We start from the raw sequence: 15,523 nt of genomic DNA on the forward strand, positions 1-15,523 counted from the left end.
ATCTATCAATCCTTGCTTTTTTATTATTTTCCAATACAGAAGTTTTTAAAGATATGATCAATAATATCCTCTGCAACTGTATCTCCAGATATTTCTCCTAAAGCTTCCCATGTGTTTTTTACATCCACTTCTACAAAATCTAAAGGCATTTTTCTATTGATGGCTTCTACACCCTCCCTTATGGATTTCAAGGCCCTTTCTAGGGAGTTTTTATGCCTTACATTAGTAACTAAAAGTCTATCCTTGGCTTTTATCTCTCCTCTGTACACTAATTCCTCTATTGCCTCTTCTACTGCCTCTAAACCTTTTTCTTCCACTAAGGATATTTTTATAATCTTTTTATCCTCAATAAGCTCCTTAATTTCCTTTAAATCAACCCTTTGGGGCAAATCAATTTTATTCACTAAAATAAGTGCTTTTTTCTTTTGAAGAAGCTCCATAATCTGTAGATCTTCCTTTGTCAATTCTGTAGATATATCTAACATAAAAATAATTAAATCTGCTTTGTTAAAAAACTCCTTTGATTTTTCAACTCCTATTTTTTCAACAATATCTTCTGTTTCTCTGATACCAGCAGTGTCAATTATTTTCAGTGGTATACCCCGAATATTGAGGTGTTCCTCGATTACATCTCGGGTAGTACCTGGTATTTCTGTAACAATGGCTCTAGATTCCCTTAACAGGGCATTTAATAGAGAAGACTTTCCTACATTTGGTTTCCCGACAATAACAGTATTTAATCCTTCCCTCAAAATTTTCCCTGCATCAGCTGTCTTTAATAAATTATCTATGTCCTTTTCAACCTCTATACTTTTATGTACCAAATATTCTAAAGTAACCTCATCAACATCTTCTTCTGAAAAATCAATAGATACTTCAATATGAGCCAGCATATCTAATAGTTTTTGTCTTATACCACCTACTTTTTTTGATAAAGCTCCGTCTAATTGGTCAAGAGCTACATCGAACCCTTTATCGGTTTTTGCACTGATTAAATCCATTACAGCCTCTGCTTGAGCCAAATCAATTCTTCCATTTAAAAAAGCTCTTTTTGTAAATTCACCGGGTTCTGCAGCCCTAGCTCCACTTCTCAAAATAAGCTCCAATATTTTTTTTACAGGAATTATGCCACCATGACAGTTAACTTCCACCACATCTTCCTTTGTATAGGTATAGGGACCCTTTGTATAGTAAATTAACACTTCATCTATTTTTTCTCCTGTATCAGGATTTACAATATACCCATAGGTCATCCTTCTAACCGGCATCTGACTTAACTTTTTTCCTTTATTTGATTGAAATATCCTATCAGCTATATCCAATGCTTTTTCACCACTAATTCTTACAATGCCTATACCAGCCTCTCCAGGGGCGGTGGCAATAGCAGTAATGGTATCATCTATATACATAAATGCCTTCACCTCTTTTTATCTTTTAAATCTTTTTCACTGTTATTATACCAAATTTTTCATTTTACAATACTTTAAAAAAATGAAACCCAGCTTATGAACTGGGTTTATCTCTTAACGGTAATAGCTACTTTTCTGTAGGGTTCTTCTCCTTCACTATAGGTCTGTACAAAAGGATTGTTTTGGAGAGTAGCATGTATAATTCTTCTTTCGTAGGGATTCATAGGCTCTAATGTAATGGATTTCCCCATTTTCTTTGCTTTTCTAGCCATTTTATTAGCTAGTTTAATTAAAGTTTCTTCCCTCTTCTTTCGATAATTCTCTGTATCAATAAAAACCTTCAGATAATTTTCTCTATTTTTATTAACTACTAAACTAGTTAGATATTGAACAGCATCTAATGTCTGTCCTCTTCTTCCTATAACCACACCCATATTAGAACCTTCTAGATAAATATTTAGTTTATCTCCTTTTAAATCTGCTTCTATTTCAGAATCTATACCCATCCCTTTAAACATTTCTTGTAAGAATTTTTTTGCTTCCTCTTCTGGCCGATCAATAACTGTTAGTTTTACTTTAGCCATTTTTGTACCAATCAATCCTAAAAAGCCCTTTGCAGGTATTTCTATAATTTTTACCTCTACCTGTTCCCGTGTTTTTCCTAGCTCCTGTAGTCCCTGTTGGATAGCCTCTTCAATTGTTTTACCTGTTACTTCTATTGACTTCATACTAATTTGAACCCTCCTTTTGTTTTGAATAGGGCTTATTAATCACTACTTGTTGACCTACTTGGAATAAGTTACTTATTACCCAATATAAAGTTAACCCAGCTGGAAAACTTCTACCCCACCAAAAAATCATAACAGGAAAGAAATATTTCATCATGTTTTGTGTTGGATCTTTTTTATTAGTTGAAGTCATGGTAATACTAGAAAGATAGGTAGTAGCTCCTGCTAATAAAGGTAGTATCCAGGGATCTGCCGCAGATAAGCTTGGTACCCATAAAAAACCAGTTTCTACAATTTCCTGTGTAAATCCGTAATCCACAGGATTTCTCAATACTGTAAACAAACCAATAATAATTGGAAATTGAATTAATAGGGGTAGACATCCTCCAAAAGGACTTACATTATACTCTTTATATAGTTCCATTACTTTTTGATTCATTTTTTCTTTATCATTTTTATATTTTTCTTGAATTTCTTTAACTTTTGGCTGTATATCCTGCATTTGCTTCATTGATTTTGTTTGTTTTAATGTTAAAGGAACCAGGATTAACTTTACAATAACAGTAAACATAATAATAGATATACCATAATTACCAATAACATCAAATATCAATTTAAGTAGTGCACCTAACGGTTGTGCGATAACGTTCAAACTTAAAACCCCCTATAATAGTAATTTATTTTTTTAAAGGGTCATATCCCCCTGGATGAAAGGGATGACACCTTAATATTCTTCTTAACGTTAAATAAGTTCCTTTTAAAAAACCATAGGTTTTGTATGCATCTATACTATATTGAGAACAACTGGGATAAAACCTACAGGTTGGTTTTTTTAAAGGAGAAATCCATCTACGATATATAGATAATAAAATTATGCAAATTTTCGACATTTTTTTATCTCCAAAATAAAGTCTTAATTTTTATCTTTGAAGCAATAACTTTTTCTTCCTCATCAAATGAAGCAAAGCACTTTCTATTTCTTGAAAAGAAGCTTCTTTACACCCTTCTCTAGCAATAAAAACCAAATCATATCCCTTAATAAATTTATTATCATTTAAACGATAACTTTCTCTCATCTTTCTTTTTACTTTGCTTCTTACAACACTTTTTCCTACTTTTTTTGAAACAGTAAAGCCTGCCCGAGTGTATTCTAAATCATTTTTTCTTATATATAGAATAAGTAATTTATTGGCCATAGAATTTGCTTGTCTATATACTTTACGAAAGTCTTCATTTTTTCTTAATCTATTGGCAGTCTTCATGCTTCCTCCTCCATTCCATCCTCCCCACAAACCCAACATCTTTTATAGTCCTTTTTTTCTTGGTTTTAAATATAACTACAGAAAAAGGCCACATAGTGCGGCCTTATGCTGTCAATTTCTTTCTGCCTTTTAATCTACGACTTTTCAATATTCTTCTACCATTTTTAGTCTTCATTCTTTTTCTAAATCCGTGTTCTCTGCTTCTCTGTCTCTTTTTTGGCTGAAATGTTCTCTTCATAAGTACACCCCCTTCAAGTACTGCACAAGTACTTCTTGTATAATTAAATAATTTTTAATCTTGGTTAGTATATCGGCAGTTTAATTTTGAACATACTACAAATAGATTATAACGATATTGCAAGGTTGTGTCAAGAAAAAAGCTTTCTGGGAGTTTGTGTATAAAATTATTCACAGCTTATGATTATGTGGATAATTTTATATTTTTTGTTGAACTTCAGCTTTATATTTGTTATTATAATTGTACTTGTTGATAAATTGAATAGTTTTATTAACCTTATTCACACTTATGCACAGTTTGTGGACAGTTTTGTGTATAAGGTTAAGTTTTTCTTTAACATTACTTTAGTATGTATCTATTTTACTATTTTTTCTCGTAATAAAATTATTTGTTGATATTGTTAATAACTCTTTATATAATAGAATTAATTGTTTGTTTTTTTATTTATCCACATCATTATTAATAACCATGTTGACAAATTTTATTACCTATTTTTTCAGAAAACCCATATTTTTTTTGTTATTATTGTGGATAATTTTTAGGATAACTTTTTTTATTCCTTAAAAAAACTTCTGCAATATAATTTTTATATGAAATAAATAGCGAAAGTTATAGCGACTTTTATTTTTTTGGGTGCTATAATTTTCTATTGTTTATAAATAATACGATAGGAGGATTTTTGGTACAATGAAGGATAACCTGCCTCAAATCTGGGAAAAAACTCTAACTATAATTAAAACAGAACTAACCGAAGTGAGTTTTAACACCTGGATAAAAGCTATTGAACCTATTTCCTTAGACAGCGATGAAATTGTTTTAGGTAGCCCTAATGAATTTATTCGAGATATTTTAAGAAATCGTTATAGTATTTTAATTAGTAATGCTTTAAAACAAGCTACCTCTAAGCAATATCAGGTAAAGATTATTGCCTCAACAGAAGAAGGTATGAAAAATCTTGGAAAGGAAAATAAACCAATCAGAAGATCGTTTACTGAGCATGTACCTACTCTCCAACTAAATCCCAAATACACCTTTGATACTTTTGTTATAGGTAATAGCAATAGATTTGCCCATGCAGCCTGTGTAGCAGTAGCGGAATCTCCTGCTAAAGCCTACAATCCTTTGTTTATTTATGGAGGAGTAGGTTTAGGTAAAACCCACTTGATGAATGCTATTGGCCATTATATTTTACAAAATAATCCTAATACGAAGGTTGCTTATGTTTCTTCTGAGACTTTTACTAATGAACTTATTAACTCTATTAGAGACGATAGAAATGTTGAATTTAGAAATAAATACCGTAATGTAGACGTACTATTGATCGATGATATTCAATTTATTGCTGGAAAAGAAAGTACACAAGAAGAATTTTTCCATACCTTTAATGCTTTACATGAATCTAACAAACAAATTATCATTTCTAGTGACAGGCCTCCTAAAGATATACCTACCCTTGAAGATCGTTTAAGGACTAGGTTTGAGTGGGGTCTTATTACTGATATTCAAGCACCTGATTTTGAAACAAGAACGGCTATATTGCGAAAAAAAGCTCAAATGGAAAATATAGATGTTCCAGATGAAGTGATGCTTTTTATTGCCAAAAAAATTCAATCAAATATAAGGGAGTTAGAGGGGGCTCTTATCCGTATTGTTGCTTATTCTTCCCTTACCAATAGTGAAGTAACAGTTGATTTAGCCAGCGAAGCTCTAAAAGAAATTTTTTCTTCTAAAGCACGACAGTTAAATATACCCCTTATTAAAGAGGTCATTTCTAATAAATTTAACATGAAAATTGAAGATTTAGATTCTAAAAAACGTACTAGAGCTATTGCATATCCTAGACAAATAGCTATGTATCTTACTAGAGAGTTAACAGATTTATCTCTCCCTAAAATAGGTGAAGAGTTTGGTGGAAGAGATCATACGACAGTTATGCATGCCCATGACAAAATATCAAATGATATAAAAAATGATCCTGATTTAAAAGAAAGAATAGATAAAATTATAGCAGAGCTTAAGGGTAATTAATGAGAGATTTTTATCAACAACAACTTGTTAACAGTTTTTAATAACTTTAAAGGTTTTTTATTTTTATTGTATATGTGGACAACTTCTACCAGGTACTTAACATTTTGCCCACATGTGGATAGATGTCTAATTGATGGGGTTTAGGTACTTATCCACAAAAACACAGCCCCTACTACTATTACTACTATCTTTATTTATTTATTTTTTATATTTTATGGAGGGAGGATATCCACAAATGCGTTTTTCATGCCAACAAAAAACACTAATCAACAGTATAGGAATTGTTCAAAAAGCTGTTTCTTCTAAAACAACCTTACCTATATTAAAAGGTCTGTATATTGAAGTTATAGATAACTACTTAAAACTAGTTGCTACAGATTTAGAAATAGGAATAGAACATGTGGTAGAGGTAAATACTTATGAAGAAGGAGCTGCTGTAGTAGACGCCCGACTGTTTAGTGAAATCATTAGAAGATTACCAGATTCAGAAGTAGAAATTCAGTTACAGGAAAATAATCAAATCTATATAAAATGTGAAAATAGTGAATTCAATATTATAAGCTATGATCCAAAAGACTTTCCTGAGCTACCTTCTATTGAGGAAGACTATTTCTATGAGACAGCTCAAGACCTATTTAAAAACATGATACGTCAAACAGCATTTGCTACATCTATAGATGAGGCTAGACCTGTATTAACAGGGGTTCTAATGGAAATAGAGGATGATATTCTTAATATGGTAGCATTGGACGGTTATCGTCTTGCTTTAAGAAAAGGAAAAATCCAGTCACCGGTTGATAATAAAGCCATTATTCCTGCAAAAACCTTAAATGAAATTAATCGTATTCTTGATGATGTTGATGAAAGTATTAACATTACCTTAACTAATAATCATGCATTGTTCACTATTGGAAACACAAAAATTATATCTCGCCTGTTGGAGGGAGAATTTATTAACTATAAGCAAATTTTGCCCAAAGAATATAAATCAAAGGTTAAAGTAAAGACTAAAAGCTTACTAAACAGTATTGAGAGGGCTTCTCTTCTAGCCAAGGAAGGGAAAAATAATTTAGTTAAATTTGCAGTTAGTGAAGATAGGGTTATCATTACATCAAATTCAGAGTTAGGTAAAGTGCACGAAGAAGTTTTGGTTGAACTTGAGGGTGAAGAAATAAACATAGCCTTTAATTCAAAATATTTAATAGATGTATTAAAAATTATTGAAGATGAGGAAGTTTATTTAGAACTTACGACAAATCTAAGTCCTGGTATACTAAAGCCCGTAAACAATGAATATTATATTTATTTAATCTTACCTGTTAGATTATCTGATAACTAGTTTAAAACCCAGCATAAAATGCTGGGTTGCTATTTTATTTCGAGGTGTATAAGTCACTGACATCAAATCAAAGATGGAATCTGTATAAGTGATCAAAAGGAAAGTTAAAAAACTAAACTTTCATATTGGTGACTTATTAAGTCATCTTAATAAAGTTTATTAAAGAAGAAGGAGGAAAAATGATGGTAAAGGAGTTAAAGTTAGATGGTGAATTCATTAAACTAGATCAATTATTAAAGTTTGTTGATGTAGCGGGAAGTGGTGGTCATGCCAAAATACTTATTTTAAATGGAGAAGTTAAAGTAAATGGAGAAGTGGTCACCCAACGGGGCAAAAAAATTAGAACTGGAGATATTGTTGAGGTAGAAGATTTACAAGTTAAAGTACTTTAAAAAATATAATAAATTAACTTCGTAAATTAGGATGAAAACAGGAGGAAGGAAAACATGCTTGTAGAGGAAGTAAAGCTAATTCAGTATAGAAACTATAAAGAGCTGGAGCTACAGTTTCATCCTAAATTAAATATATTAGTGGGAGAAAATGCCCAAGGGAAAACCAATGTTTTAGAAGCCCTATACCTATGTGCTATAGGAAAATCCTTTAGAACCAATAAAGATCAAGAAATGATTAACATGGTAAAAGAAAGTGCCTATGTTAAAGTTAAAGTAAAAAAACAAACTGATAAAGTAGATATTGAAGTTTTATTGAACAAGGAAAAAAACAAAAAAATAAAAATTAACAAACTTTCATTAACAAAATATGGAGATTTACTAGGAAATCTAAACATAGTTCTATTTTCGCCTGAAGACTTAAAAATTATTAAAGAAGGCCCTAGTGAAAGAAGAAAGTTCATGAATAATGATATATCTCAGATTCTGCCTAAGTATTACTATACATTAAATCAGTACAACAAAATACTACAGCAGCGTAATAAAATACTAAAGGATTTTAGAGGAAAAAAATTCGATCTAGAAATATGGGATGAACAATTAGTGAACAGTGGTACCTGGCTCATGATTTATCGTAGAAACTTTATAAAGAGAATAGCTCTTTTGGCTAAGCTAACCCACAGAAAAATTACAGATGGTCTAGAGGAGCTGGAAATACATTATGATAGTAATATTAAAGTTAAAGACAATGATGAATTTGAGGAAATAAAAAATAAATTTTTAAAACAATTAAAAGAAAATAAAGATTTAGAAATGATGAGGAGATTAACCTTAACTGGTCCCCATCGTGATGATATGATATTTAAGATAAATGGTTTAGAGGTAAAAAACTATGGATCTCAAGGACAGCAAAGGACAGCTGTTCTATCATTAAAGCTGGCAGAATTGGAATTAATGAAGGGCGAGGTGGGGGAATACCCCATTCTTTTACTAGATGATGTCATGAGTGAATTAGATGGAAAAAGACAAAATTACTTAATTCAAAACCTCAAAAATGTTCAAACTTTTATTACAACAACAATAATAGAACCTTTAAACATAAAAAACAAACAACAACATAAACTATTTACGGTATGTAATGGAGAAGTCAGTACAATTTCATCAAAATAAAAGGATTATCTTTTATTAAATAGCAATAAAGGTTATAATAGGATAGTGGAATAGGAATTATTTCACTTGTTACAGATTTTTCTATATTTAAAATGCTGGAAGGGAGGCCTAGTATATATGTTTCTTCATCTCGGTGGTGAGTTCGTAGTAAATATAAAGGATATCATTGCTATTTTAGATATGGAATCAACTCTTAAATCAAAGGATAGTAAGGAGTTTTTAAAGGTTTGTGAAGAAGAAGGGTTCATTGAGGAAATATCTCAAGAGGAACCTAGATCCTTTGTCCTTGTAGAAAGACTAGAAGATAAAAGCACTTATAGCAAAGGTACTCATAAAATCATCGTATACAAATCCCCTATTTCAGCATTAACTTTACAAAAAAGAGCTGGTTTCATCGATACACTCTCACTTACTTAGTGGGAGTTCCATTTCGTAAAAGAGCAGAAGTGTTTACACTATAAAAAATAGTTTATAAAAGCCAAATTACAAATCAATTATTAAAGAAAAATATAAGGTTTCCTATAAAAAGTTAACCAAATTTAAATAATAAATTATGTTCACGACTTAGTTGGTTTATCCAACCAAAGTATCAAAGATGCTTTTTAAAGTAGGAGGTCATAAAATGGAAAACAAGCTACAACATAAAATACAAGAGTATACTGCTGAGCAAATTCAAGTGTTAGAAGGATTAGATCCTGTTAGAAAGCGTCCAGGTATGTATATAGGTAGTACTGGTTTAAGAGGTTTGCATCATCTTGTTTACGAAGTAGTAGACAATAGTATTGATGAGGCCTTAGCTGGTTATTGTGATAAAATCGAGGTCATTATTAATGAGGATAATTCTATAAAGGTAACAGATAACGGGAGGGGAATACCAGTAGATATTCACCCTCAAACAGGAAAATCCACTCTAGAAACTGTATTAACCGTACTTCATGCTGGAGGTAAATTTGGAGGAGGAGGATATAAGGTTTCTGGTGGTCTACATGGGGTAGGTGTATCTGTTGTAAATGCTCTATCAGAGTATTTAGAAATAGAAATCAAGAGAAATGGTAAAATCTATTTTCAAAAATATGAAAAGGGAAATCCATTATACGATGTAAAAGAGGTTGGTAATACTACAGATACAGGAACAACGGTTGTATTTAAACCTGATGAAGAAATATTTGATGAAATAGTATATCGTTATGACACCTTAGAGCATCGTTTAAGAGAACTGGCCTTCCTAAACAAAGGAATTAAAATTATCCTAAAGGATAAACGTGAAGATGAAGAACAAGAAAAAACCTTTCACTACAGTGGTGGACTACAGGAATTTGTTAAACATTTAAATAAAAATAGAGAAGCTTTACATGATAAAATTATCTATTTCGATAAATCTAAAGAAGGTAGTGTAGTAGAGGTTGCCATGCAATATACCGATGCCTACACAGAAAATATTTTTAGTTTTGCTAATAATATTAATACCCAAGAAGGTGGAACCCATTTAAGTGGTTTTAAGTCTGCTTTAACAAGAATTGTCAATGATTATGCCCGAAAAAATGGATTTTTAAAGGACAAGGACGTTAATTTACTAGGAGAAGATATTCGTGAGGGGTTAACAGCCATCGTTTCTGTAAAGTTAGAAGATCCTCAATTTGAAGGACAAACTAAAACCAAGCTAGGAAACAGTGAGATGAAGGGCCTTGCTGAATCTATTACCGGTGAAAACCTAGAAATTTTTTTAGAGGAAAATCCCATAGAGGCTAAACTTATTGTAGAAAAAGGTCTAAGAGCTCAAAGAGCTAGGGAAGCTGCGAAAAAGGCCAGAGAATTAACAAGAAGAAAAGGTGTTTTAGAAAATACTGCCCTGCCTGGAAAATTAGCAGATTGCTCGGAAAAAGATCCTGCCTTAAGTGAAATCTACTTAGTAGAGGGTGACTCTGCCGGGGGCAGTGCAAAGCAAGGGAGAGATCGTGCTACACAAGCGATTCTTCCCTTAAGAGGTAAAATACTAAATGTTGAAAAAGCTCGTTTAGACAAGATATTAAATTATAATGAAATTAGAGCTATGATTACCGCCTTTGGTACTGGGATAGGTGATGAGTTTGATATAGAAAAACTAAGGTATCATAAAATTGTCATTATGACGGATGCCGATGTAGATGGTGCCCATATTCGAACTCTATTACTAACATTTTTCTTTAGATATATGAAACCTTTAGTAGAATTTGGACATATCTATGCTGCTCAACCACCTTTATATAAAATTAAAAAAGGTAAAGCAGAGTATTATGCTTACTCTGATAAGGAGTTAAATAAAATATTAGATGACCTTGGCAGAGAAACAAAAGCTGATATTCAAAGATACAAAGGTCTTGGGGAGATGAATCCAGAGCAACTTTGGGAAACAACTATGAATCCAGAACATAGGACCCTATTGCAAATAACAATAGACGATGCAGCGGCAGCAGACGAAATTTTTATAACATTAATGGGGGACAAGGTGGAGCCTAGAAGAGAATTTATCGAAAAAAATGCAAAATATGTTACAAATTTAGATATATAGGGGGAATAAAACATGACAGAAGAAAATAATAAAATTGTCCCTATAGGTATAGAAGATGAAATGAAAAAGTCTTATATTGACTATGCCATGAGTGTTATCGTAGGAAGGGCTCTTCCTGACGTAAGGGATGGACTAAAACCTGTTCACAGAAGAATACTATATGCAATGAATGAATTAAATACTACTCCAGATAAACCCCATAGAAAATCAGCCCGTATTGTTGGGGACGTTTTAGGTAAGTATCACCCCCATGGGGATACAGCTGTATATGATGCTATGGTAAGATTAGCCCAAAACTTTTCTACAAGATATTTATTAGTAGATGGTCATGGAAACTTTGGTTCTGTTGATGGAGATAGTGCTGCTGCTATGCGTTATACAGAGGCAAGGCTTTCAAAAATTTCTATGGAAATGATTCGAGATATTCAAAAAGAAACAGTAGATTTTATACCTAACTTTGACGAGACGATGAATGAACCTGTGGTATTACCTAGTAAATTTCCAAATTTATTGGTAAACGGTTCAAGTGGTATCGCTGTAGGAATGGCGACCTCTATACCACCCCATAATTTAGGAGAGGTTATAGATGGGGTTATCAGTATTATTGAAGAACCAGAAGCTGATATAGAAAAAATAATGGAATCCATAAAAGGACCAGATTTCCCTACTGGTGCCTACATCATGGGAAAAGAAGGTATCAAACAAGCCTATAGAACAGGACGGGGAAAAGTTAAGGTTAGGGCTAAAGCATCCATAGAGGAGATACAAAAAGGAAAGCAACAGATTATTGTTACAGAGATACCCTATCAAGTTAATAAAGCAAGATTGATAGAAAAAATAGCTGACTTAGTAAGGGATAAAAAGATAGAAGGTATTTCAGACTTAAGGGATGAGAGTGACCGAACTGGTATGCGGATTGTTATAGAATTAAAAAGAGACGCCAATGCCAATGTAGTTTTAAATAAACTATATAAACACTCTCAAATGCAAGAAACCTTTAGTATTATTATGATTGCTTTAGTTAACGGTCAACCTAGAGTATTAAATATTAGGGAAATATTAAACCATTATTTAGAGCATCAAAAAGATATTATTGTTCGAAGAACCAAATATGATTTAAATAAGGCAGAGGCAAAGGCCCATATTTTAGAAGGATTAAAAATTGCCCTAGACCATTTAGACCAGGTCATCACCTTAATTAGATCTTCTTCAACAGTTCAAGTTGCAAAAGAAGGATTAATAAATAATTTTAAACTATCTGAAAAACAAGCCCAAGCTATTTTAGATATGAGGCTTCAAAAACTAACTGGCTTAGAAAGAGAAAAAATTGAAGAGGAGTACCAAGAAGTATTGAAGCTTATTAAGGAATTAAAAGAAATACTGGCCAATGAACAATTGGTATTAAATATTATTAAAGAAGAGTTATTAGAAATAAAAGAAAAATACAATGATGATAGAAGAACTGAAATCTTATTTGATGTAGATGAAATTAATATAGAAGATATGATTGATGAAGAAGATGTAGTTATTACATTAACCCATTTTGGATATATTAAACGTCTACCGATAGACACCTACAAAAGTCAAAAGAGGGGCGGAAAGGGAGTTTCTGCTGTTACTACCCGTGAGGAAGATTTTGTAGAAAAATTAATTATAACCTCTACCCATGATTATTTATTGTTCTTTACAAATCAAGGAAGGGTATATAAACTAAATGTCTATGATATTCCCGAAGCCAAAAGACAAGCAAAGGGAACAGCTATCGTAAATTTACTACAGCTAGGACCAAATGAAACGATAGCAGCCACCATCCCAGTAAATAAAAATTGGGATTCTCAATACCTTATTATGGCAACTCAAAAGGGTATCATAAAAAAGACCCAATTAAACCAATTTGAAAATACAAGAAAAACTGGTTTAATAGCCATCAGCATTAGAGAAGATGATCAATTAATCAGTGTGAGATTAATTGATACCAACGAAGAAATTATCATGATTACAGCTAAGGGAATGGCTATTCGATTTAAAGAAGATGATGTTAGGGATATGGGCAGAGGCGCTATGGGGGTAAAGGGTATTACCTTATCTGAGGAAGATAAACTAGTGGGTATGGAGGTTGCAGAGGATAATAAAGACCTATTGGTTGTTAGTAAAAAAGGTTTTGGAAAAAGAACATCTCTAGAACAATACCGTCTTCAATCTAGGGGTGGTAAAGGAACAAAAACCTACAATGTTACTGAAAAAACAGGAATGTTAGTAGGGGCTAAAATTGTAACCAATGAAGATGAAATCCTATTAATTAGTAATGACGGTATTGTTATAAGATTAAATGTTAATAACATTTCAAAGATGGGACGAAACACAAAGGGCGTTACTTTAATGAAGACCGATGAAAATAAAAGTATCGTATCTATTGCCCAAATACCAAAACATGAAGAGGAAGAAGAGGAAGAAGAGGAAAAATAATAATAATTTACAAAAATTATGTTTAAAGGATATCTGTGGGGGGAAGATATAGAATAGAAGCCGAAAGCTTTAAATTCAACCCCCATATTTAGCACAGCAAAGGTATGTGGTCCATACCTTTGCATTTTTATTCTTTTTATTTTCCTTCTTTGGGGTTTTGTAGTACAATGTTATAAAGAAAAAATTATTTTGTCGTTTTAATGAAATTAAAACATTTGCCTATGAAGGGGGGATCATAATGTCACTAATGATAAACAAAAACTATGATGAAAATAATAAAATGTGGGATATAAAACTAACGGGAGAAGTAGATATTTATACTGCAGGAACATTAAAGGAAGCTTTTAAAAAAATGTTGGAGGAAAAAAAAGAAACAGTAAAAATAGATGCTATAAGTCTAGAATATATTGATAGCACTGGACTAGGTGTACTAATAGGTACACTGAAAAAATTAAAAGAAGAAGACAAAAATATTATAATTATCAATATGAAACCTAGTATACGAAAACTATTAAATATTACTGGATTAGATAAAATTTTTATTATAGAGGGGTGAGGTAAAAATACTATGTTAAGTGTAAAGGAGCAGATGAATATGAATAAAAAGTGCATTGATGTAATAAAATTATCTGTACCTAATAAACCAGAGTATGTTAGTGTCATTAGATTAACCGCCAGTGGAATTGCTAATAGAATGGGATTTGATATTGAAAAAATTGAAGACATTAAAGTAGCTATTTCTGAAGCTTGTACCAATGCTATTACCCATGGTATTTGTAAAGAAGAAGCAAACTTCAATGTAGATTTTTATTCCCATGAAGAAAAATTAGTAATATCGGTTTATGATAATGGCAAGGGATGTTTAAACCACAACATAAAGACACCCAATTTAAAAGAACCAAAAGAAGGAGGGTTGGGGGTTTTTATCATAAGATCTCTTATGGATGATGTAGAAATATCATCAAATAATGGGAAAGGAACAGTTATAAAAATGACGAAATATGTGGGGGATGATATTTAATGAAAAACGTAGCTAAGGCTTCTGATTTAACTATGACTCTAAATAAATCCCTAAAAGAGTTATCAGAAAAAGAACTTTTTCAACACTATAGAAAAACAAAAAATATAGAGATTAGAAATGAATTGGTAAATAGATACTTATATATCGGAGAGATTTTATCAAAAAAATATATCAATAAAGGTATTGATTATGAGGACATTTATCAAGTAGCGTCATTAGGTTTAATCTATGCAGTAGAAAGATATGATATAGATAAGGGTTTTGAATTTTCTAGTTTTGCTACTCCAACAATTATAGGAGAGATAAAGAAATATTTTAGAGATAAAGGATGGTCTATTCGTGTACCTAGAAGAATTCAAGAGTTATCAAAAAAAGTAAATACAGCTAAAGTTATTCTACAGCAAACCCTTCAGAGAACCCCCAAAATCCAAGATATAGCTGAGTACCTTCAATGTTCTGAAGAGGAAGTAATAGAGGCAATGGAAGGGAGTCAAGTGTACACCCCTAAGTCTTTAGATTTAACTTATGATAATGATGGTGAAGATAAAGATATTCAAATGAGCGATTTAATAGGTGAAACAGACAAAAACTATGATGAAATAGAAATGAAAGATTTTATTATAAAAGCTATGGAAAAATTAAATGAAGTAGAAAAGAAAGTACTAAAGGATAGATTTTTTAATACAAAAACACAAATAGAAGTAGCAAAAGAATTAGAAGTTTCTCAAATGACCATATCTCGAATGGAAAAGAAAGTTATTGAAAAGATGAAGAAAGAGTTTTTTAAAGTACAATAACCAGTAAAAAACCATAAAAAACCATTTAAAAATCTATTGACATGAAAGCAATAAGCTGGTATAGTAGTACAAGTCGCCCCAAGATGAGGGGTGACGGGAGATAAGTTAACACTTGGGAAAAGAAGAGA

The 15,523-nt window shown here is 31.7% G+C and carries 16 protein-coding genes; 10 read left to right on the forward strand and 6 right to left on the reverse strand.

From position 1 onward, the window contains the following. Positions 1–23 precede the first annotated feature (23 nt). From mnmE to rpmH, 6 genes are all read right to left on the reverse strand, one after another. Positions 24–1,409 (reverse strand): tRNA uridine-5-carboxymethylaminomethyl(34) synthesis GTPase MnmE, encoded by a 1,386-nt coding sequence (gene mnmE, locus BLS22_RS13195; RefSeq protein ID WP_090554557.1) that lies wholly within the window; start codon positions 1,407–1,409, stop codon positions 24–26. A gap of 107 nt (positions 1,410–1,516) precedes the next feature. Further along, positions 1,517–2,137 carry an RNA-binding cell elongation regulator Jag/EloR gene (gene jag / locus BLS22_RS13200; RefSeq protein ID WP_090554560.1) on the reverse strand — a complete coding sequence of 207 codons (621 nt, stop codon included), beginning with the start codon at positions 2,135–2,137 and terminating at the stop codon, positions 1,517–1,519. Position 2,138: 1 nt separating this feature from the next. Then, positions 2,139–2,789 carry a YidC/Oxa1 family membrane protein insertase gene (locus BLS22_RS13205; protein WP_090554564.1) on the reverse strand — a complete coding sequence of 217 codons (651 nt, stop codon included), beginning with the start codon at positions 2,787–2,789 and terminating at the stop codon, positions 2,139–2,141. Positions 2,790–2,814: 25 nt separating this feature from the next. After that, positions 2,815–3,027, reverse strand: coding sequence for a membrane protein insertion efficiency factor YidD (gene yidD / locus BLS22_RS13210; RefSeq protein ID WP_090554567.1), 213 nt, complete (start codon positions 3,025–3,027; stop codon positions 2,815–2,817). A 30-nt stretch (positions 3,028–3,057) separates the two neighbouring features. Further along, a complete protein-coding gene (rnpA, locus tag BLS22_RS13215) occupies positions 3,058–3,399 on the reverse strand; it encodes a ribonuclease P protein component (protein WP_090554570.1) in 342 nt (113 codons plus the stop codon). Between the two features lie 103 nt (positions 3,400–3,502). Beyond that, positions 3,503–3,637 (reverse strand): 50S ribosomal protein L34, encoded by a 135-nt coding sequence (rpmH, locus tag BLS22_RS13220; RefSeq protein WP_090554572.1) that lies wholly within the window; start codon positions 3,635–3,637, stop codon positions 3,503–3,505. 687 nt (positions 3,638–4,324) lie between these two features. Between rpmH and dnaA the strand changes: the two genes are divergently transcribed. The 10 genes from dnaA (at position 4,325) to BLS22_RS13270 (ending at position 15,395) form a co-directional block, all read left to right on the forward strand. Then, on the forward strand, positions 4,325–5,665 hold the full coding sequence (dnaA, locus tag BLS22_RS13225; protein ID WP_090554574.1) for a chromosomal replication initiator protein DnaA: 1,341 nt from the start codon (positions 4,325–4,327) through the stop codon (positions 5,663–5,665). Between the two features lie 235 nt (positions 5,666–5,900). Continuing rightward, positions 5,901–7,004 carry a DNA polymerase III subunit beta gene (dnaN, locus tag BLS22_RS13230; protein ID WP_090554577.1) on the forward strand — a complete coding sequence of 368 codons (1,104 nt, stop codon included), beginning with the start codon at positions 5,901–5,903 and terminating at the stop codon, positions 7,002–7,004. Positions 7,005–7,186: 182 nt separating this feature from the next. Next, a complete protein-coding gene (locus BLS22_RS13235) occupies positions 7,187–7,396 on the forward strand; it encodes an RNA-binding S4 domain-containing protein (protein ID WP_090554580.1) in 210 nt (69 codons plus the stop codon). A 54-nt stretch (positions 7,397–7,450) separates the two neighbouring features. After that, positions 7,451–8,563: a DNA replication/repair protein RecF gene (gene recF, locus BLS22_RS13240; protein WP_090554583.1), complete on the forward strand. Its 1,113-nt coding sequence runs from the start codon at positions 7,451–7,453 to the stop codon at positions 8,561–8,563. A gap of 117 nt (positions 8,564–8,680) precedes the next feature. Beyond that, on the forward strand, positions 8,681–8,980 hold the full coding sequence (gene remB, locus BLS22_RS13245; protein WP_090554586.1) for an extracellular matrix regulator RemB: 300 nt from the start codon (positions 8,681–8,683) through the stop codon (positions 8,978–8,980). A gap of 205 nt (positions 8,981–9,185) precedes the next feature. Beyond that, positions 9,186–11,111 (forward strand): DNA topoisomerase (ATP-hydrolyzing) subunit B, encoded by a 1,926-nt coding sequence (gene gyrB / locus BLS22_RS13250; protein ID WP_090554589.1) that lies wholly within the window; start codon positions 9,186–9,188, stop codon positions 11,109–11,111. A gap of 12 nt (positions 11,112–11,123) precedes the next feature. Further along, a complete protein-coding gene (gene gyrA, locus BLS22_RS13255) occupies positions 11,124–13,577 on the forward strand; it encodes a DNA gyrase subunit A (RefSeq protein WP_090554592.1) in 2,454 nt (817 codons plus the stop codon). A 238-nt stretch (positions 13,578–13,815) separates the two neighbouring features. Beyond that, complete coding sequence (locus BLS22_RS13260; protein WP_090554594.1) at positions 13,816–14,133, forward strand: STAS domain-containing protein; 318 nt, start codon at positions 13,816–13,818, stop codon at positions 14,131–14,133. A gap of 39 nt (positions 14,134–14,172) precedes the next feature. Next, positions 14,173–14,598 carry an ATP-binding protein gene (locus BLS22_RS13265; RefSeq protein WP_090554603.1) on the forward strand — a complete coding sequence of 142 codons (426 nt, stop codon included), beginning with the start codon at positions 14,173–14,175 and terminating at the stop codon, positions 14,596–14,598. Beyond that, a complete protein-coding gene (locus BLS22_RS13270) occupies positions 14,598–15,395 on the forward strand; it encodes a SigB/SigF/SigG family RNA polymerase sigma factor (protein ID WP_090554595.1) in 798 nt (265 codons plus the stop codon). The genes BLS22_RS13265 and BLS22_RS13270 overlap by 1 nt, the downstream gene beginning before the upstream one ends. Positions 15,396–15,523: the final 128 nt, after the last annotated feature.

This window comes from Natronincola ferrireducens (assembly GCF_900100845.1).
Taxonomy (GTDB): Bacteria; Bacillota; Clostridia; order Peptostreptococcales; family Natronincolaceae; genus Natronincola_B; species Natronincola_B ferrireducens.

Excerpts from the sequence above, each read along its gene's own strand:
- dnaN (WP_090554577.1), top strand. The coding sequence starts at position 5,901 with ATGCGTTTTTCATGCCAACAAAAAACACTAATCAACAGTATAGGAATT.
- BLS22_RS13260 (WP_090554594.1), top strand. The coding sequence starts at position 13,816 with ATGTCACTAATGATAAACAAAAACTATGATGAAAATAATAAAATGTGG.
- BLS22_RS13270 (WP_090554595.1), top strand. The coding sequence starts at position 14,598 with ATGAAAAACGTAGCTAAGGCTTCTGATTTAACTATGACTCTAAATAAA.
- recF (WP_090554583.1), top strand. The coding sequence starts at position 7,451 with ATGCTTGTAGAGGAAGTAAAGCTAATTCAGTATAGAAACTATAAAGAG.
- yidD (WP_090554567.1), bottom strand. The coding sequence starts at position 3,027 with ATGTCGAAAATTTGCATAATTTTATTATCTATATATCGTAGATGGATT.
- rnpA (WP_090554570.1), bottom strand. The coding sequence starts at position 3,399 with ATGAAGACTGCCAATAGATTAAGAAAAAATGAAGACTTTCGTAAAGTA.
- BLS22_RS13265 (WP_090554603.1), top strand. The coding sequence starts at position 14,173 with ATGAATAAAAAGTGCATTGATGTAATAAAATTATCTGTACCTAATAAA.
- jag (WP_090554560.1), bottom strand. The coding sequence starts at position 2,137 with ATGAAGTCAATAGAAGTAACAGGTAAAACAATTGAAGAGGCTATCCAA.
- BLS22_RS13235 (WP_090554580.1), top strand. The coding sequence starts at position 7,187 with ATGGTAAAGGAGTTAAAGTTAGATGGTGAATTCATTAAACTAGATCAA.
- rpmH (WP_090554572.1), bottom strand. The coding sequence starts at position 3,637 with ATGAAGAGAACATTTCAGCCAAAAAAGAGACAGAGAAGCAGAGAACAC.
- remB (WP_090554586.1), top strand. The coding sequence starts at position 8,681 with ATGTTTCTTCATCTCGGTGGTGAGTTCGTAGTAAATATAAAGGATATC.
- mnmE (WP_090554557.1), bottom strand. The coding sequence starts at position 1,409 with ATGTATATAGATGATACCATTACTGCTATTGCCACCGCCCCTGGAGAG.
- dnaA (WP_090554574.1), top strand. The coding sequence starts at position 4,325 with ATGAAGGATAACCTGCCTCAAATCTGGGAAAAAACTCTAACTATAATT.
- gyrA (WP_090554592.1), top strand. The coding sequence starts at position 11,124 with ATGACAGAAGAAAATAATAAAATTGTCCCTATAGGTATAGAAGATGAA.
- gyrB (WP_090554589.1), top strand. The coding sequence starts at position 9,186 with ATGGAAAACAAGCTACAACATAAAATACAAGAGTATACTGCTGAGCAA.